This window comes from Mesorhizobium sp. Primo-A, from assembly GCF_003997175.1.
Classification (GTDB): domain Bacteria; phylum Pseudomonadota; class Alphaproteobacteria; order Rhizobiales; family Rhizobiaceae; genus Mesorhizobium; species Mesorhizobium ciceri.
The window spans coordinates 21,971-40,403 of the sequence record NZ_RZTG01000020.1; the positions used below are offsets into that span (position 1 = coordinate 21,971).

The window sequence follows — 18,433 nt, forward strand, 5'->3', positions numbered from 1 at the left end:
ATCTCCCCCTTTTTGGAACCATATGCATCTAATTGCCACGACGTGATTGGCCGCTTTGCGCCTAGTTCGAGACGTTCACTGGCTCTTGTCGAAGACGCCGGAAGCCGCCATTCATTGTCGTCGGTAGTGTTCAATCAGCTCCAAGCCGGGCAATCGACGAAATACGTTCTTCAGGAGAACATCTCGTCATGACCGCGCGCATCCTTGTCGTCGATAACATTCCTGCCAATGTGAGATTGCTCGAAGTCCGGCTGCTTGCCGAATATTTTGAGGTGCTGACGGCGTCCAACGGACTCGACGCCATCGAAACCTGCGAAAATGGCAAGGTCGATGTAGTGCTGCTCGACGTGATGCCCGGCATGGACGGGTTCGAGGTCTGCAGGCGGCTGAAGAGCGATCCGGCGACATCGCATATTCCGGTGGTGATGATCACCGCGCTCGACCAGATTGCGGACCGAGTGCGCGGTCTCGAGGCCGGCGCCGACGATTTCCTGACCAAGCCGGTCAATGACCTGCAGCTGATGACGCGCGTGAAAAGCCTGGTCAGGCTGAAGTCGCTGACTGACGAATTGCGCCTGCGTGCCTCGACCACACGCAACATCGGCATCGAGGAGGTGTTGAGCCGCACCTTCACGTCCGAAAACGCGACGCCAAAAGTTCTGCTGATTGACGAGCGCAAATCTTCGTTTGAGCGCATCCAGAAGATGCTGCGCGACAGTGCCGATCTCGACATTGCCACCGACCCGCATGCCGGCTTCTTCCAGGCTGCCGAAGCGCCCTATGAATGCGTCGTGATCTCGATGGCTTTTGCCGAATTCGATCCGCTGCGGCTATGCTCGCAATTGCGTTCGCTCGATCGCACCCGCTTCCTGCCGATCATCCTTCTGGCCGAGGAAGGCGAGGAGGGGCGGATCATCCGCGGCCTCGAACTCGGCATCAACGACTACCTCATGCGGCCTATAGACCAGCAGGAGCTGGTGGCGCGGATGCGTACGCAAGTGCGCCGCAAACGCTACAATGACCAGCTTCGCGCCAGCGTCACCCAAACCATCGAGATGGCGGTGACCGATGGACTAACCGGGCTGCACAACCGCCGTTACCTCGATAGCCATCTACAGACGTTGTTCGATCGTGCGGTGGCGCGCCAGCGACCATTGTCGGTGATAATCACCGACATCGACCTTCTAAAGTCGGTCAACGACACACACGGTCACGAGGCAGGTGGCGACGTGCTGCGCGAGTGCGCGCGCCGGCTACGCAAGAATGTGCGCGGTATCGACCTTGCATGCGTTTATGGGGTCGATGAATTCGTAGTGGTGATGCCGGACACAGATAGCACGGTGGCCGAAAAGGTCGCCGAACGCATTCGCGCTGAAATCGCCCAGGTGCCATTTGCCATCGGTCGTGAGGGAAAGACGACCGAAGTTACTGTCAGCGTTGGCGTGTCTTCGGTTTTCAAAGGGGCGGATACAGTAGCGGCGCTGATAAAACGCGCCGACGTCGCCCTTTACAAAGCCAAAAACGGCGGCCGCAACCGGGTGGTCGTTGGTCTCGATTGATGGATTGCTGCCCGGCGTTGTTATGGAATTTAGCTTTCTTTATGTGTCGGAAGTCTACTTGGCCTCGTAGGCGGCGGGCGGTTCCCGCGGACTGTTCAACATTGGAGTGACGGCAAGATTGGAGCAGCGCGTCCTAGCTTGGTTGGAAACGCCACCCTCAATAATCTTGGCGGCTTCGACTTCTATCGAAGCAAAAGAGCCCTCCCGCCCGGCAGTTAAGAAAGGCGACGACCTGAACCAAGGAACCAAGCGGTTGCAGACCGTTAATTGAATGCAATCAGCTAGGTTCCGCAAGATGAACGGATCGATGGACCGTTCACCTCGCGATCATGTTCTTTCAGTGGGCTCCTGCACTCTGTCAGACTGAGAATCTGCCGATCAAGAATTTCCGAAGAGCTTCGGCAGACGCACGCGCCGCAAACGGCTTGAAACGGTCCGCCTTGTTGGGATCGGCATGGTCCATCACCCCCTTGATAACGATCCACTCGCCAATACCACACTGCTTTGCGATCTCACCGATTGTGGCCGCTTCCATCTCGAGTCCCAACACGGTGCGCACGCCGCTGCGCTTCAACATGTCCCAAGTCATGCCATTTTTGACAACGACGTTTCCGCTGGCGATTGGGCCAGTCTTGATTTCAAAGGGGAGTGTTTTTGGTGGATCGACATCCATGACAAGTGACCGTTCCACAGCACTTCGTCCTACTTCCGTAAGTTTTATCGACGTCCCCTCTATTAGCAGCTCCCCCGACTTCTCTAGATCAACAAGCGTCGAGGACCACTCCCCGTCCGCGAAGTAGCGTTTACGCGCTGGCAGCACGCGCGGATCGAAGCCTTGATAGAGCTTGTGCATTAGCCATAATTTGCGCTCCCCACCATTTGGATGGCCGAAACTTGGGAGATCACGAGGATCGAGAGACTGCGCCGCCGCAAGCCACTCCTTAGATATTCGTGCCTGGCGGATATCGCTGAGGAACTCGTCCTTTTCCCGTTTTCCCTCGTCGTATTGATAGGCAAGCTCCGAGACGATGAGATCACCAAGCTCAACATCGCCTGGGTTACCAGCGCAAACCCCACACATCACAAGGCACTTTGGTCGGAGATAGTTGGCGAGGTTTGTCGCCACCGGACTGGTGCTCACGGACCCCATGCGACTCGGTTTCGCTAAAGCTATACTGAAACGCTCTTCACCTCCTACGACGAAGGACCCGACTAGATAATCGTCGTTGAGATGGGTCTTTCGCGGCAGCCATTCCGACACGCCTTCAGGCGACCCAGCACGGGTGCCAAACACCGCGCGTGCCTCGGTAAATTCATCGGCAATGGCTGTTATTAACAAAACATCCACCGATTCCCCCTGTGGTCCCATTACCGCAGCCTGAGACTCGCGGCTGAGTTTGAAGAAGCCCTTCGACAATTGGCTGGTCCAATAGTTCCCGCTCAATTCGCCGGTATGTTCATTTAGTCGAAGGATCGCCGCACCCTTGTATGGGTTGACTGCGTCAGACCACATAGCCTTGGGTTCTACCTCGTACATGTAATGAATGACGGGGCGTCCTGAGACCTCGTGGCTGGGCTTGGCGAGGATCGTGCGGGAATCCGAGCCGATCGAATACACTTGCATGTCGATCCCCCAATCGCTCTGACGAATGATGGCGGTTGCATCGACCTTTCCGGTACGGTCACCCCGTTGCCAATGGATTTCCATCTTCCAAGTGCCGCTCACGGTCGGGAACGCGCCGTCGTCCGACCTTGTCGCTGCGTGCGGCCCGGTCTCCACTGAACGATCATCATCAGGCATCTGTGGCTACCTCCATACCGTCTTTGAAAATGACCACGCCGTAATGTGCACTCGCCACACCTGCCGCCATCACGCCTGGCAACGCCGACCCGAACAGGGCTGCCAGGTACCGTCCGCCATGCCTTGGGTTGGGATGCGGCATTACCACCGACCGCAGGATCGGGGGCGAAAAATACAGGGAGAGCGAGCTGATCTCCAAGGTCGATGAAAGAAGATGGAATCCGTCATGGAAATCGCTGGAGTCCCTGGATATTGAACTCAAGACCTCAGTTGTAGACCCTCTGGGGGGCGTGACAGCCCTTGGCCGTAACGGAAAAGTAGGAAGCGTATCGGGGGTGTCACTTACCAAGACCCCGATACCTGAAAACAGTGCTCCGCTTTCATCGCGAACGCTTCGCAGCAAGCCGTAAAGGCTTCCAACTATAGTTTTTTCTTGGTCTGTCATCATCTCCACAACCTACATAGTTTTCGCAGCACAGACTCCATGCAAGTGCGGTCCGCCTTGCGTCCCGGAGCCGGCAGCCATTAAGCATGGAAAGAAACGTGTAGTCCGTCTGGAAACGGTGCCAGACCGACGATGCAAAGTAGCAGACCCGAAGTATAGAAGGTCGAATTTCTGACTACGCTCTCGATACTGGCGATATCGTCGTGAGACGGCGTCGGGGCCTTCTCCGGATGTGTATGCCAGTCCCCCACGTACTCAAGCCCTGTTGCGAAATGCTGGTCAATCTCCTTCTGCTCCGCTTTGCGATCCGGCCAAAAATGAAACCGCCCCCGTCGATCCGCCGGCCTGGGGCCAGTCGCCGCTAACACACGCCAAACGTCACCCTCGATGTCGGCGAACAGCTGTCCTCCGGCCTCCCTACTGAACCAGCCCGTCTGTCGGTAGCCGTCGAAGACCCTGAGCACGTCTGGCGAGAACCGGACGGTTACGCGGTGGAACCGAGCAACGACTGAACTATCTTCGAGGGTTACAGCCATTGTCGCTCCATCACTCCTGACACCGACACCGTGGGCTTCATCGCCTTGAACTCCTCCGTCCATTGCCCTTTGGCACGGGCGAGATTGCGATCCGAAGTCCACCATGTCCGCCACGTGTCGGCCAACCCTGACTCTTGCAATCGATCGAGGCAGAGCTCGGCGATCATCGCCTGGACCGCGACAACCTCAGGTGCCCCGAAAGGTGTCGTGGCGTTACCGCATTCCTTGGGCGGCTGACGATCGTTCCGCGATGCCGGACGCCGAGGCGCGCCCTTCTCAAACCCATCCGTGAACCGGGCGCCATCTCCCGACAGCAGTAACGCGTGCCCGGCCACCCCCCATGCCTCCATCCAGCCAAACACCACGGCTATCGGTGGAGTCCCGTGCCGCGCGAGCTCGGCGATGTAGTTGTCGGCGTGCAAGGATCCCGTAGTGGCCACGATGAGGTCCGCACCCTTCAATATGTCGCTCCCGGACACGACGAGGTCCTGGATGGTTTTCGAGAAAGCCCTCACTTCGACCACCTCCGGCAAGTCTTGTCGTAGGTCCGATGCTAAGGCTTCCGGCTTCGAATGGCGGACGCTACGGCCACCAAGCTCATGACGTCGAATGTTCTCCCAGCCAAGAGTCTCGTGATCAACGAGATCTAAGCGTCCGACGCCTGCCTTCGCGAGTAGGCGCGCGACGCCCGCGCCGACAGCGCCACATCCGACTACGACTACTCTCTTGTCGGCGATATTGGTCAGGTCGACGATGCTGCGGGACGCCGAACTGTCAAGCAGTGAAGTCCGCAGGCGCTGAATGGTATAGTGCTCGAGAAGGTCGCCCACGGCGAGTTTGTCACGGGGTCGAAGCTTGAGCCTCGGCTTCCGTCGAGAGCCCTTCTTCTGCGGAGGAAGAGTTTTCAGCAGGCGGACACCCGCAAATTGGCGGCGGCCGGAAGGCGCAACGCCGACTAGCACCAAGACGATCCCATTCGGCACCGCACTCACAGCCTTCAACAATGCCTCTCCACCATCGACGGCGTGCGTCTGGAGGAGTTTGACAAGGCCTAAAGAATCCGTGGGAAACTCGGACGGCAAAGGGAACTTCTTGAGCTCGACGAAAAGGGCGGCATTCGTATGCTTGGGTGCCTCCCCGTTCCGATTCCCCCACCACCGAAGCATCAATTCCTTGCTGGCAAATACAAAGACCTCGTTGCCAGTCAGGAGATATGACCCTGTCGATGCACGTTCCTCGTAGAGCAACGAGAGCGTCGGGCTGCCGACATGAGCACGTTGGCTCCAGTAGTTGGTGAAGTCTTCCTTGAGATCCTCGTCTTCAGACCCTGTCTGATGCGCATAAAGGAGCTCGAGGGCTTCCGCCAGCACCTGCCGGGCGGCATCTGCCGGATCGGTAGTAAACTCAACCTTCGTCAGGCATAAGCGGCCATCAAGCTCGACATGCGGCAGGTTTCGCTGGACGTCGTAGTTGATGATATAGGCGTTCGGTCGCGAATACGGGAACGCGGCGTCGGCCACGATGGACAGATCCTGGCCCCACACCTCGAACAACCACAGATGACGGCCCGTCGGTCGCCCTTTGGCATCCTCGCAGGCGCGATATCCCCTGTACTCCGGCCGATAGGCCTCGAAGAGCGCCGAGACAGCGTCAATGGCCTGAGCGATGGTGAGCAATGGACCGCGCGCTCAGGCGTACCGTGTCTCACCCCGCTTGACCGCCGGACCTACTTTCTGGGTGAGGGACTTTGCCCCATCCGGGTCGGGCTGCTGGGAGAACCAGTCCGTATTGAAGAACTTGTCCCAGGCGCTCATCGCTTTCGCGTGGTCGCAGTCCCATTCGTCGAGAACGTCGAGATGCTTGAGGTTCTCATCGAGTTTGTCGTGGAGGAACTTGGCCTTCGCATTGCCGTCCTCGATAATGTTATCGTCAAGAACCGGATGCTTGACCACCTGTTTCCAGGCAAGCGTGTCCCTAATCGCCTTCGCGATATTGCGAAGCGTCTTGTCATCGTGGTCAGCAACCTCGGCCCAATGATCGGCCACGAGCTTCGAGATGACGAATCCATTCGAAATCTTTCCCTTCCAGCTTGAGCGGCTCCGCGCAAAGGCTTTGAGAAGCCTGACTACTTCAACAAACTGTCCCTTATCGCCGTCCTTGGACGCATTGGCGCAATTGTTCTTGTTGAAGTCCTGGAACCACGAAGTCACTGCCAACGCATCCGATCGCTTCCAGCTGGAGCTAGCCAGCTCGTAGTGGTCAGACTCCTTTCCGGTCCAGGCGTCCTTCACAACGACGTGGCGGTAGACGGGCACGTCGATGTGGTAACCCTCGTGGTAATAGACCCGCACGCAGTTCTTGAGGACTTCTCGCGAGTCTTTGAAACGATCGTCCTGCAAAGCGTTGCACACCATTTCACGGGCCGCGAGGGGTGACTTGTCAGCTCCTTTCGACCCGACGAGGTCCTCCTTCTTGAAATAGACGCCGTCGTCGATGTCATAGTCTTCGCCCTTTTCGACGATCATTGTGCGCATCGCGTAGGAGCCCTGAGTCCGCTGTCCGATCGGGGTCGGATCGTTGTTGGCGGCTAGGCCGTCCTTCAGCCGCTTCCGGTTGGTCTTTGCCTTGGTGAAGATGCCTTTGCGGCTGTCATTCGGAAGCCGCACCTCGTCACGCTGGTATTTCGCTAATTGGAGATGGCAATCTCTCATTCGAAAAACTCCTTGGGTACGCCTGCCTCCGGCATCGTAGGCAGAGACATCATGAGATTGTGGATCAATTGACCCTGCGGGTTCCGAGGATCATCACAGGCACTCTTGACCATGTCGGCGTCCGTCGACGCCTGGCTCAAGAGCGCATTCATCGCCTCCGACCTACTGTCGTCGAGACCGAGATACTCGAGTTTCGAGGCCGGGATTTTCTGCTGCGGAAAGCGAACGTGGTGCACCTCCCTGCCGCATTTGCTCAAAACATTGGCGAACATGCGGGCCATATTATCAAAGGCGAACTCCTGGGCCGTGATGCTAAGCGGCGCGACATCGGCACCCAGCTTCCACTGGAGCATCGACCTGTGGACTTGTGTCGACGAAATCTCCTCTCCCTCAGGTCGAGAGCATGTGCCCAAGGAGAATATCTGGATGGGCTGTCCCTCGTCAGCGTTCATTAGCGCATCCAGCATCCCCACCATGACTGGGTTGTTCGCCCACAATCCACCGTCTGCAAAAACCTCAATCTGCTCGTGCTTGCTGTCGGGGTTCTTTATCGCCGCCAGGGACCGGTAGATCGGCGCCGCGCTTGAGGCCAAGCAGATATCGACTAGCTTATAATTGTCATCGCGGACTCCGCTCGTCTTCGTCTTCTTGAAAACCCACGCCCGGTGGGTGCTCATGGCCACCGTGGGGATCGAAAGCGAAATCCCTCGCTTCCTGTAGACATCGAGCATGGTGATGTCTCCGAGCTCCACCCTGAGGGCTTCCCGCAGCGCTGCATCGCCGGCTCTGACTATGCTGCCACCCTTCGCTATACGGGCAATGAGCTTTACTCTGCTCTCGGTAATGCGCTCGGGGAAAATCTTCCTGCCCCAGACTTGGTAGAGCCTGACTAGATCGCTCATAGGGCGGCCGATTGCCGCGGCGCAGGCGATGATGGCCCCCGTGCTCGTTCCAGCGATGAGATCGAAGCCGCCGCCCAGGTCGAGATGTTCCTCCCCGCGTGTCCTGCGATATTGATCGAGCAAGCGATCGAGAAACGCCGCAGTGTAGATGCCACGCATACCGCCGCCGTCGAGGCACAGGACTCTGAAGGGCCTTCCAACGGGAGTTGTAAGTTCAGCAGCTTCTTCCATTGAAATGGATGCCTTTTTTATTCCCTGCGAGCTACGGATTGTGCGTCAGAAATCTAAAGTATCCCGATTCTTCCCTCATTCCGAGAACATACCATGCTCAAGTATGATTTATAACGTCGCGCAAATTCGAGGCGACGAAATATGTTGTAAGATGAAATGGTGCCTTCGAATTCGGTCGTACGATTCGGCGCCCTAACCTACGATGAGGACGATCTTTGGAAATAGCAGCTATTGGCGCGAAGCCGCCATCACGTATACTGATTCTAGTGGCCGATTCCGGCGAGACATCAGTGCCGCCGTTTCGAGTGTAGTGGGTTGGCTGTCCGAATGGCAGCTGTTCGGTCAAGACGCCCGCCAGCGGACGGTCTCCTCCCGGCCCCCAATCCGGTCATTCCGTACCGCATGCTGAGATGGCCGCTCCTGGCAGAAAGTAGACATTCTATTCGGTGGCCCAAACTGGGCGAAGGGTTATATCACTTTGGCCTGCGGCGCGAACCCTAGAAGCGTCCCATAATGGAGTTGGTCACTGAGCGCTTACTCGGCAGTAATCCGCAAAGCGTTCAACGTCTCGGGTGTAATGGTACCCGTAACTTTGAGGTTGTAGTCAGACTGCATTTTTTCAAGGCCAGCCCTCATCTCCGGGCTCATCTTGCCGTCCAGTTCGCCATTGTAGTAGCCGAACGACAGCATGGCGAATTGGACCTGAAGAACGATTTCCTTGAATTTGTTGGCGTTGCCGGGAAGCACGACTAAAGGCGCTGGAGCCGCCGGCGCAGTTGTGGGCGGCTGGTAGGTCGGTGCTTGATAGACCGGTGCCGGCGCCTGATAGACGGGCGCTGGCGGCGGGTAGTATGTGCCGCCTGCCGACGATCGGTGGCTGCTGTGCGAGCTGTGGCTGCTGTGTGAACTGTGGCCTGCCAATGTGAATTTGTGATCCAGCTTAAAAATATCGAAAAGCGATTTTGTCTTGCCGCCATCGCCGGGAGGCACAAGAGGCATTGCGACGCTCTCGATCGGCATGAAACCGGCAGCGAGCAACGATGGGATCGCGAAAAGCCGCTTTTTCATGCGACGCCAAACCTCTCGTATCCATGTGCCTTCGGATGCCACTCAAAGAAACCGCCGCACTCGTTGCGCAGACTACAATCGGCGCAATCCGAGACGTAGGCTCTTTTCCAGTCCGAGATAGTCGAAGGTGCGAACATCCGATAATTGGCGGGAACTGTGCAGAGCGGAAAGTTATAGAGCTTGGTCTCGATCCCGCGGCTGATCGCAAAATCCAGTGCCTTGCCGACTACGTCGAAGCCCTTGGAACTGTCATAGAACAACGAGCTCCAATTCTGCCGGCCGTAGCCAATGTTTTCGAGCTGCATGATTGCCCATTTGTCGACGAAAGGCAGCGCGGTCGTCACAAACTTCGCCAGGTCAAATAGCTTGGGAGCATTGGGTTTCATAAGGACTGTGCGCAGTTCAATCTTTGCGCCAGCCTCGCAAAGGAGTGACAGGCTTTTTCTAACCTGGTCGAACGCACCTGGTTTCCCCACGATGCGATCGTGGACATCACGATCGCTTGAGTACACAGGGATGCCCCAAAGGATACGATCCAGGTCCATACGACGAAGTCTGACGACGTCGTCACGGTCAAAATGCTGGGCATTGGTCAGGACGTGGAAATTGATGTCGCGACGGGCGGACATTGTTGTGTCCAGAAACTCGAGCAACTCCGATTTGAAGAGCGTGGGCTCCCCTCCCGATATGCCGATGGTCGAATTTCCTGGCGATAAGAGCACGGCCGTTTCGAAGAATGGAAACATGTCGATGTGCCGCTCTTTCGGAGGTTGAGAGCACATCAAACAGAGCTGATCGCACCGTTCCGTGATCAAGAGGGTGTTGTGTCGGGAATTCGCTCGGATGAGGCGGTGCGCCGTCCCTCGCCAGGGCACGACAAACATCACATCACCATTGACCTCGCTCGGATCGACGCCGAATACACGAAGCTTGCCCATCGCTCCGGCGAAGTCGGCGTTTTCCGCACTGGCATTCTCCAACGTCGCGTCCAGCGAACCGGCATCGCTACAGTCCTCCGACAATCCTTCGAACGACCTGAGGCGAACAACGTAGGGATCTACGACATCGGTTTCGATTTTGAGACGAAGCGGGATCATACATGCACCGGGATCATGTGATCCCCCCACGATGGCACGCGGGCCCAGCTGGCGAGCGACCGGATCGCCGCATCGTCGCGGCGACTGACTACCTCGACGACCTTATCGAAAAGGGAAATGTGTCTCTTGCAGAACCAGGTCTCGTTGCGAACCAGATCAACGCGTCCGTCCCGCGACAGGTCATCGACGACGTCCGTTCCGCAGAAGGGTTGATAGACGCAGTGGATGCAGTCGGCGTCGAAGTTGTTGATCGACGCGTGGTTCAGGAGCCGAACTTTCGTCTGATCAAGACCTTCGGCAACTGTGCCAATCGACAGATCAACGCGTCCTATACGCGAAAGCATCCGAGCTTCGTCGGTAGGGTACAATTGCCCATCGTGATCGACGACGATATAGTCCGACGCGAAGAAATTTGGATTGCGCAGGTCGACGTGGTCATCGGCTCCCGATCTGAGAAACCGGCGCAAACACTGGCTGAAATAATACTCCTCGACAAATCGGCCGGTGCGGTGATTGCGGTCGATAAGGGAGTCGATGAAATCAGAGTGAAGCGCATTCCATTTGGCTATTGAATTTGGATCGCGCTTTCGACGTCGTGCGAAACCTTGGTGATTTATCGGCCGCAGATAGATCGATCTTATTCCGTGAAGCTCGAAATTATCGACGAGGTCTGTGAAATCTGGCGGTCGGTCTACGTCTATCGTCGGCAAGGCTGAAACCCTGCCGGGGCCAAGGCGACGCACGGCCTCTGCCAGGTTGCCAAAGAACGTGTCGGTAACCAGAGGATCATGCGTACGCTGACGCGTGTGGGTCTCGTGATTTCCGTCCAACGAGGTGCTGACGAACGTGTCCGGCTGGTCAAGGAAAGTCCACTCTTGGTCGCCCAAGCGCTGCAAATTTGTGCAGACAACAAACTGGCTATTCGGAAACTTTGAGCGGGTGAAAGCGCGAACCTGCTCGAGCAGATCGATCCGAAGCAAGGGTTCTCCACCCTGAAACTCGATCTTGATCTCCGGACCCTTCATCGCGTCGATGAAGTCGAGCACGGCCTTCAATGTTTCAGCGTTCCAGTCGAAGCCCTGTGCGGATTCCGGGGCGCGCGAAACCTGGCAATAGCCGCACGTCAAATTGCAGCGGAGTGTGGGGACCAAGATAAGGTAGGAGAGGTCTTGCTGCTTCGACTGCCTCCGTGCCCATCGATAGGCAAATGACATCCAGTCAGGATCGCCTTCGCGTTCGAACGTGTGACCGTTTTCGCGAAGAAAATGCCGATCGACAACCGACAAAGCGCCGCCTGTGTACCTCTCTAGAAAGTCACGATCTGCTGCGAAGAATCCACCGGCATCATCGGTGAAAAGAAGTTCGCCGTTTGGACGCTCTCGAAACTTAAGTGGCCAAACGTTCATTTCGCAGTGACCGCATTGATCAGCGCCTGGCGAAGCGGCAGGGTCTCGACGTAGATCTTTTCTCGATAAACGGTATGCAGAATGCTCTTGCGCACCTTATCCAGATGGTCCGGCGGAAGAGAAGCTATCTCTATGCCCTCACTTGATACTGAAAAGCCAAGCGACGGATACTGGGCTTGAACGCGCAGCAAAGCGCCTTCCACAAAACTTCGAAAGCTCTGTGGAATTTCGATTGTAATCCGCTCTAGATTGCGTCCGTCCACCACACAGAGGCCCCCCCAGCCTCTCGCCACTATACTTAAGATTCTCGGTTTTGACATCAACGCAATTCGATCTGGGTAAATTTGCGAGTCGATCGTGTCGGACTGAATTGCTTCATATGCTGTGACCACCAACCGGTTGGCCCTTGGCAAGCTGAGATGGCCGGGTGTTGACCGATTGATGCCTCGAATAACCGGTCCTTTGAGAGGGCCGCTTTGACAACCGTCTCGGCGGGCGAGTGACCAGCGGGGCTTGCGGATTCGCTGCGATTCCGCAATCCTAATGAAATGCGACGTTTGTCTATTGGGTTCGTGCTGGCTCTGGCAAAAGTACGAGTGGCTGAAAGGCCTTCAGCGAGTGCGGAGCAGTGGAAACCGCTATCGACGGCCGCGGCAGCCGCGACGACTATCCCCGAGTTGTACTACCCGCTAGAGATGTTGGAACGCTGGCGCGAAAACACGAGGCGAGCTAGGGAGCACGCCTCCGCCTACATTACAGCGGAGCTGGAAAAGAAAAAGGGGCGCAGAGAACGGCGCCACAACCGACGATGACGCGCCTGTCCTTTGCTGAAGAGCTTGAAAGCGCCGCGGATCGCATTGCCAACATGTCGCGACCGGATCTGCAGATCATCCTTCGTCGCGCGGCTTTGATGCTCAGGAACGTTGCCGGCGTGTCCTTAGAGCCAGCGACCGAGGACGCGCTCAACAGTACAGCGGCGGGTATGAAAATAGGCCGATCGGACGTCATACAGATTGTGTTGCGCGAGTGGCTGGAGACGAACGCGTATCTGCCGGTATGTGCGGTCGACGAGGAGAGCGACACAGACGGCAGCGCTTAGCCGTGGATGAATTCCATCGTCGCCCTTCAATCACAGGATCGATGCCGGGCCCGGAATCGGCAATTCGATGAGTACAGGCGATGGACGCTGGCGCGGCCGCTAAGCCGCGCTATTTGGCATAACCTCGCAACCGACGGAACGCGTGGGGCAGCTATGTGCAATGATTACGAGCAGCATATCGCCTGGGCAGAATATTGCCGGATGATGCAATCGCTGGCGCTCGACATTCCCACCCATCAAACTGAACTGGATCTGCTGCAGGCGGATGACATCCGCATCAGTGACCCCGCCCCGATCATGTGCGCCGCCGGCGACACGATCGAACTCACGCGCATGACCTTTGCCTTTCCGCCCTCCGGGCCAAAAGGCGGGCCGGTCTTCAACTTCCGCTCTGACGGACGGAGTTTCTCCAACAGCAAGCGCTGCCTTATTCCGGCATCAGCTTTTTTCGAATTCACCGGGAAGAAGTCTCCAAAGGCGAAGCATCGCTTCACGCTCAATGGCGCTCCCTTCATGGCGATCGCCGGCCTGTGGCGCGATGGCGAAGGCAACAATCCACCGACATTCGCCATGCTGACGACAGAACCCGGGCCGGATGTAGCGCCCATCCACAATCGCCAGATTGTGGTGCTGCGCCCGGAGGACTGGGCGGCATGGATACACCTCACGAAACCGGAGGGCGAGCTCTTGAAGGCCCTCCCGGCCGGGTCGCTGGCGGTAGAAACCGTACGAGAAGGGAGCGACTGACTCGGCTATTCTTAACGTCAACGGGGCATTCATCGACCCAAGGGGTATATGGGACAAAGTAACCTTTCACCTGTCCGGTTCTGAGCCTCAGCAAACCCTCCGACGTGAAGCCAGCATGACTGCTTTGCGCCCAACGTCGGCCGTTTGCCTCCATCTGCCTAATTTCTGCAAGCGGACGTTCTCCTGGGCTCTCAGGCCTTGGACGCTGACTTCGACAGGCTCTCCTTCATCTTGCGCTAGTATGTACGGGTAACTTCGACGGCAGGCCGGGTTACGACCATGAAATCGTGCCCATCGGGACGGGCGGTCAGCAATGCCGCAGAATAAGGGGATTGGGCAACGGAGTATCCTGCCGCGTCTATCCATTCGATCCCATCGGCTCCGACAATTGGACGAACGTCATAGGATTCTCGTCGCCCATCCACATGCGTAAGCTGAGCCGCACTTCCCCGCACTATCTCGACGGCATCTCTCTGTGCCGCAAGCGACCTTTGCCACGCCAGGAAGCATTGCGGATCTATCAGCGTCTCGGCGTTGAGATAGAGCCCCTCCCCTACAAGCCACGCTTCGAACTCGGGACGCCGGGCAACGGCTTCTTGACGCGTTCGCGCCAGCCCTTGCGCAAGTGCGAAGGCGACGAATGGATCGAGCGTTCCCCAACGCAGCAGCTCGCGAAACCAGAAACCGATCCAAGGCAGGCCGCTGGTCGCGCGCCAGGTCTCGAGGGTCGGCGTTTCCAGCGTACCGGCCTTGTCACCCCAGGCCTGCGCCACCGCCGCGCCGACCGCGACCCCAAGCTTGAATTCAACATTCTCAGCCACGAACCGCTGCCACGCCCGGAGGCGCTCGGCGTCCGGCGCAACCGCGCCTGGCAATTGCATCCACCATCCAAGGACGCCGCGCCAGTTGGCCAGAACCAGCTGGTCGCCGACCGTGTCGCGGACCCGAAAGCCGATCCCGGGCTCGGCGCGCACCCGTTCACCCAGCCGGACTAGCAAAGCGAAGCGCTGCTCAGCCGTCCATGTCCCATACTCAGCAGCCGCTTGTAGCTCCGAGATCAGCTGCGGCGCGACCAGCTCGAAACGACGTCCGATGTAGGGCGTGAAGCCATACTGGTAGAGCCGGCGCCGTTGCTGGGGATCAGGGTAGAGCCGCTCGACAAATGCCCGCCCGCGCTTGATGAAACTGGCCTCCAGCCACGCCTCCTCGGCTGCGGCGACCCGGGCGAATGTGCGTTGCCAGAGGTCGCGCAGGAAGGCTTCGGTTCTCGCACCATCGATGCCCACCAGCTCAATTCGCGTCAGCTCCTCGCTGGCGGCGAGAAGAAACCCATCGAGCTCATCGAGGCTGTCGCCAAGCTGGTCAGCCGTCGTTCGCGACACCACACCTAGGTTGGCGCCGGCCGCTTCGGGCAGCGTCACTTCCAGCCAGGCGAGGAACTGATCGAGGTTCTGCAGCCCGAACTGCGCCGCAGCCTTCACCCAGATCGAACGCAACAGTACGACCAGCGGACTGTGGACGACACCGGCTGTATCCTCAGCCTGTAGCCGACCAAGCAGGTTATTATAGTCCTGTGCCGCCGTCTGTATTTGATTCAGCTGCTCGTTGCGGTGGCTCGGCGCCGTGGTTGAAGGCGCCTCGGGCACGGCTACCAGCGTCATGCCCTCGATTGATTCAGCCGCCCCCGGCCGCCCGGCTCGACCTGCTAGGTTACGGAACTCCGCAGTCGACATCGGCACGACAATCGCTTGTTGCGCCTGCGCATCGAAGCTCCTTCTCTCGAGGCTGGTCAGGAATATGATGTCGAACGGCAGGTTCACCCCTTCCGTGAGTGTTGCCGTCGCAAGTGTGACCGGACAGATTCTACGGTCGATGAGATCCGTCATCAGCCGCCGCAGGCGTTGTGGCATCTGGCCATGGCTTGTCGCGATGCCGTGGTCGATCAGCCGCACCTCAAACGACCCCGCACCGCAATAGTCGATGCAGGCTGCGCGGGTTTCCTGGAAACGCGCTTGTCCATCCGGATCAGCCGGGGGCACGAACTGCGGCACATTCTGCCAGCCCGGTAGATCGAAAGCCTCGGCGTAGCGCTTCATGAGCCGTTCGGGTGACTGGGCCACGGATATCAACACCCGCCGGTTGCCTTCGAGCAGATGCAGCGCAGTCCACAGCACATAGAGCTGATTGTAGTGCGGCAGGCTGTTCCGGATGATCGGTGCGGGGAGCGGCATCAAAGGGATGCGCAGTGGCAGATAGACTGGAGCATCACGCCCGCGAACGTAAAGCATCTGCCCGTTCATAATATCGAGCACGGCTTCCGGTGCACGTCGGGTGTCCACTCTTAGCCCGCCTATCAGCTGTCGGCTGCTGCGATAGCTGAGCCCAACTGGCGTCGCGTCTAGGCGGCCTTCTATCCATTGGGCGACAGGGAGCGCTGCGCCGCCCGCCACCGCCGTCAACGCGATCCGCGCCATGTCGGGCTTGATCGCCAGCAAACGCGAGACCATCGACTCAAGTCGCATCGCGCGACTGCTGTGAGACGCAAGCGCTTCCTGCGCACTGGCGTCGACCTCGCTGACAACCTGATGCGCCTCGTCGATGATGAGGAGACGCAGCCGCTGGACAAGCAGATGGCCCACATAGCGCATCAGCGCTTCTGCCTTCTCGACGGTCGCGATCAACACGACGGGACGATCAGCGGTCAACCAATAGTCTGTAATACCCCAATCCGCCCCGCCATAGAGGCCAGTCACGATTAGGTCGTTCCCCAGCTCAGCCGTCAGCTTTGCTTCCACCTCGCTCGCCAGGGCCCGCGATGGGACAAGATACAGCGCCAGCGGCGCTTGTCCCGGCTGGGCATCGACGAGAAGTAGCTCCTTCACGATCGCCATATTCGCGACGAGCGTTTTTCCCGATCCGGTCGGCGTACAAAGCGCGAAGCTGTCGCTCGCAATCAGGCGCTCCAGACCCTGGACCTGCGACGTCCACAAGACGCCCCGACCCCGGGCGAACTGTTCACGAGCGAACCGCCACATGCGAGGCTGTAGCTCGGGCGCCCGCTCGGCGAGCCGCGCTACGCGGCGATGGAGGCTGTTGGCCGCAAAGCGCCCTGCTGTTGCCTCGATAAGGTTGATCAGGATCCATAGTTCATCGCTCGAGAGACGGGTCGCCAGTGCGCTGAGGCCAGATAATTTGGTGATTGCCTGTGTGAGCCTGTCCTCATTGCCACGGCGCAGGCTGTCGCCAATGAGACCGACGGCCCGCACCAGCTCGACCACCACATACCACCCGATCTTGCTCTCGGTGCGTGGCGCCTCGCCGACGTGTGGATCGCCCCCCGCGAAGGCGGCCTGAGGACCGTCTTCGGCGGGATCGTCAGTCTCGGTATCCGCCTCATCTTCAGCGGCCAGCAATGGGCCCGAGCCGTCGCGGCCAGTGAGCGCCGCGTTGTCAGCCCAAAAGGCCGCAGTACGCGCGAGCAGACGCTCGAAATCTGCGCCAAGGAAGGCTGCGAAGATCTCGGCGACGCCACCACCGTAGCGACCCTGGCGTAGCAGGCTGGTCGCCATCGCCGGCAGCCCGGCCAGCTGGTACGCGCCGGCGGCAAGCAGGCCGACTGGCACATCGCGTGTCACCGGATCGGAGGATCGCGCGAGCCATTCGAGCAGCTCGGCCGCGCGACGATAGCAGCTAAGCGATTCCGGCGAGTCCTCACCATCAATCTCACGGAAGATCCCGGCGCCATGCAGAAGTCGCCGCGCATCATCGAACTGCTCATGCGATTCTCGCGGCCCCCACGCGATCGGCGGCACCAGCCACGAGGTTTGCAGGCTTCGGACGAACAGACGTGCCTGCGCGGGCGTCAGCTCATTCTCGGCGCCGCGATCGGAGCGAATGTTCATTGCGAGGGCGCGCCGTTGCTCGTCGAGCCGCGCCATCAGGGATTGACCCAAAGCGAGCGATAGAGCCGCTCGATGAGGTCGACGCCCCCCTCGACAACCAGCTCGATCACTTGGAGTGGCCGTCCTGCGGTGTATTCCACTGGCGGTGCGACGCCCGGCAAATAGGTATCGCCGGGATTCCGTCTAGCGGCCTTGTTCCCCGCCACAAATACCAGATCGGTTCGCGGAAGAGGGGTAGCGCCTATCAGCAGAGCGCGATCAAGCGACACGATCGCCTCAGCATACTGCTCGCGCGCCTTCTCGCACAGCAGGCGGTGCATCTGCTCCAGGCCCTGCGGCGCCGTCAGACCGCGGTTCAGCTCATTCCAGACGCCATCATTGGCACGAACACGAGCGTCCGCCGGGCCGGTCCAACTGCCGAGCATCATCTCGTCCATCACGCTTGGCGTAAGCGAAGCGCGCCATTTGGCCTCGCCGGCTATGAACCGCACCACTTGGCCCGTGGCCGGATCGATCCCGAGCGCGATGAAGTCGTTGCCATGACGGCCGGAGATTTCCCGGACGCGCGCCGGATCCCGCGCCAGATCGAAGATATAGGCCTCGACCTCCGCATGGTAGCGGAACAAGAAGATCGGGATCGACCATTGGTGGCCGCCGATGAACTGGTAGGCCTGGGTCATGAGCCCGGCCATCACCTCGCCGAACAGCCCTTTCTTGGCGGTGGCGGGCAAACAATTTGGATACTGCGCATTGCCACCTGGGCCGTCGGCATCGGGATGCAGGTCTATTCGGGCGGCACTGTGAAACACGTCACGCGCGTCGAAGTGCGCGGATTCGAAATAGGGCCGCAGTTCAGCGACGACATCATCATCGATCGGCGCCGCCTGCTCGAACAGCAGATGTCCGTAATTGCCATTCACCCGCGCAGC

The 18,433-nt window shown here is 58.8% G+C and carries 13 protein-coding genes; 3 read left to right on the forward strand and 10 right to left on the reverse strand.

Annotated features, from left to right (window positions below):
• Nucleotides 1-188: 188 nt before the first annotated feature.
• A complete protein-coding gene (locus EOC83_RS28940; RefSeq protein WP_063170745.1) occupies nt 189-1,559 on the forward strand; it encodes a PleD family two-component system response regulator in 1,371 nt (456 codons plus the stop codon).
• 358 nt (nt 1,560-1,917) lie between these two features.
• Here EOC83_RS28940 and EOC83_RS28945 read toward each other — a convergent pair whose 3' ends face one another.
• From EOC83_RS28945 to EOC83_RS28985, 8 genes are all read right to left on the reverse strand, one after another.
• The gene (locus tag EOC83_RS28945) at nt 1,918-3,360 is read right to left on the reverse strand and encodes a hypothetical protein (protein WP_063170746.1); all 1,443 of its coding nucleotides are present in this window, start codon (nt 3,358-3,360) and stop codon (nt 1,918-1,920) included.
• Between the two features lie 971 nt (nt 3,361-4,331).
• Nucleotides 4,332-6,017: a ThiF family adenylyltransferase gene (locus EOC83_RS28955; RefSeq protein WP_063170748.1), complete on the reverse strand. Its 1,686-nt coding sequence runs from the start codon at nt 6,015-6,017 to the stop codon at nt 4,332-4,334.
• Between the two features lie 12 nt (nt 6,018-6,029).
• The gene (locus EOC83_RS28960) at nt 6,030-7,052 is read right to left on the reverse strand and encodes a cyclic GMP-AMP synthase DncV-like nucleotidyltransferase (protein WP_063170749.1); all 1,023 of its coding nucleotides are present in this window, start codon (nt 7,050-7,052) and stop codon (nt 6,030-6,032) included.
• Nucleotides 7,049-8,185 carry a patatin-like phospholipase family protein gene (locus EOC83_RS28965; RefSeq protein ID WP_082826781.1) on the reverse strand — a complete coding sequence of 379 codons (1,137 nt, stop codon included), beginning with the start codon at nt 8,183-8,185 and terminating at the stop codon, nt 7,049-7,051. The genes EOC83_RS28960 and EOC83_RS28965 overlap by 4 nt, the downstream gene beginning before the upstream one ends.
• Nucleotides 8,186-8,719: 534 nt before the next feature.
• Nucleotides 8,720-9,253, reverse strand: a complete 534-nt coding sequence (gene hxsA / locus EOC83_RS28970) for a His-Xaa-Ser repeat protein HxsA (protein ID WP_063170750.1) — start codon at nt 9,251-9,253, stop codon at nt 8,720-8,722.
• On the reverse strand, nt 9,250-10,350 hold the full coding sequence (gene hxsC, locus EOC83_RS28975) for a His-Xaa-Ser system radical SAM maturase HxsC (RefSeq protein WP_063170751.1): 1,101 nt from the start codon (nt 10,348-10,350) through the stop codon (nt 9,250-9,252). Before hxsC ends, hxsA begins: the two co-directional genes overlap by 4 nt.
• Nucleotides 10,347-11,756: a His-Xaa-Ser system radical SAM maturase HxsB gene (hxsB, locus tag EOC83_RS28980; protein WP_063170752.1), complete on the reverse strand. Its 1,410-nt coding sequence runs from the start codon at nt 11,754-11,756 to the stop codon at nt 10,347-10,349. The genes hxsC and hxsB overlap by 4 nt, the downstream gene beginning before the upstream one ends.
• Nucleotides 11,753-12,022: a hypothetical protein gene (locus EOC83_RS28985; protein ID WP_127224628.1), complete on the reverse strand. Its 270-nt coding sequence runs from the start codon at nt 12,020-12,022 to the stop codon at nt 11,753-11,755. The genes hxsB and EOC83_RS28985 overlap by 4 nt, the downstream gene beginning before the upstream one ends.
• A 542-nt stretch (nt 12,023-12,564) precedes the next feature.
• Here EOC83_RS28985 and EOC83_RS28990 point away from each other — a divergent pair.
• Nucleotides 12,565-12,855 (forward strand): hypothetical protein, encoded by a 291-nt coding sequence (locus EOC83_RS28990; protein WP_063170754.1) that lies wholly within the window; start codon nt 12,565-12,567, stop codon nt 12,853-12,855.
• Between the two features lie 153 nt (nt 12,856-13,008).
• Nucleotides 13,009-13,602: an SOS response-associated peptidase family protein gene (locus tag EOC83_RS28995; protein ID WP_063170755.1), complete on the forward strand. Its 594-nt coding sequence runs from the start codon at nt 13,009-13,011 to the stop codon at nt 13,600-13,602.
• A gap of 236 nt (nt 13,603-13,838) precedes the next feature.
• Here EOC83_RS28995 and EOC83_RS29000 read toward each other — a convergent pair whose 3' ends face one another.
• Together EOC83_RS29000 and EOC83_RS29005 are read right to left on the reverse strand one after the other, a co-directional pair.
• Nucleotides 13,839-17,540: a DEAD/DEAH box helicase gene (locus EOC83_RS29000; RefSeq protein ID WP_063170756.1), complete on the reverse strand. Its 3,702-nt coding sequence runs from the start codon at nt 17,538-17,540 to the stop codon at nt 13,839-13,841.
• On the reverse strand, nt 17,540-18,424 hold the full coding sequence (locus EOC83_RS29005) for an aminotransferase (protein ID WP_245441364.1): 885 nt from the start codon (nt 18,422-18,424) through the stop codon (nt 17,540-17,542). Before EOC83_RS29005 ends, EOC83_RS29000 begins: the two co-directional genes overlap by 1 nt.
• Between the last annotated feature and the right edge of the window lie 9 nt (nt 18,425-18,433).

Excerpts from the sequence above, each read along its gene's own strand:
- EOC83_RS28940 (WP_063170745.1), top strand. The coding sequence starts at position 189 with ATGACCGCGCGCATCCTTGTCGTCGATAACATTCCTGCCAATGTGAGA.
- EOC83_RS28945 (WP_063170746.1), bottom strand. The coding sequence starts at position 3,360 with ATGCCTGATGATGATCGTTCAGTGGAGACCGGGCCGCACGCAGCGACA.
- EOC83_RS28960 (WP_063170749.1), bottom strand. The coding sequence starts at position 7,052 with ATGAGAGATTGCCATCTCCAATTAGCGAAATACCAGCGTGACGAGGTG.
- EOC83_RS28965 (WP_082826781.1), bottom strand. The coding sequence starts at position 8,185 with ATGGAAGAAGCTGCTGAACTTACAACTCCCGTTGGAAGGCCCTTCAGA.
- hxsA (WP_063170750.1), bottom strand. The coding sequence starts at position 9,253 with ATGAAAAAGCGGCTTTTCGCGATCCCATCGTTGCTCGCTGCCGGTTTC.
- hxsC (WP_063170751.1), bottom strand. The coding sequence starts at position 10,350 with ATGATCCCGCTTCGTCTCAAAATCGAAACCGATGTCGTAGATCCCTAC.
- hxsB (WP_063170752.1), bottom strand. The coding sequence starts at position 11,756 with ATGAACGTTTGGCCACTTAAGTTTCGAGAGCGTCCAAACGGCGAACTT.
- EOC83_RS28990 (WP_063170754.1), top strand. The coding sequence starts at position 12,565 with ATGACGCGCCTGTCCTTTGCTGAAGAGCTTGAAAGCGCCGCGGATCGC.
- EOC83_RS28995 (WP_063170755.1), top strand. The coding sequence starts at position 13,009 with ATGTGCAATGATTACGAGCAGCATATCGCCTGGGCAGAATATTGCCGG.
- EOC83_RS29000 (WP_063170756.1), bottom strand. The coding sequence starts at position 17,540 with ATGGCGCGGCTCGACGAGCAACGGCGCGCCCTCGCAATGAACATTCGC.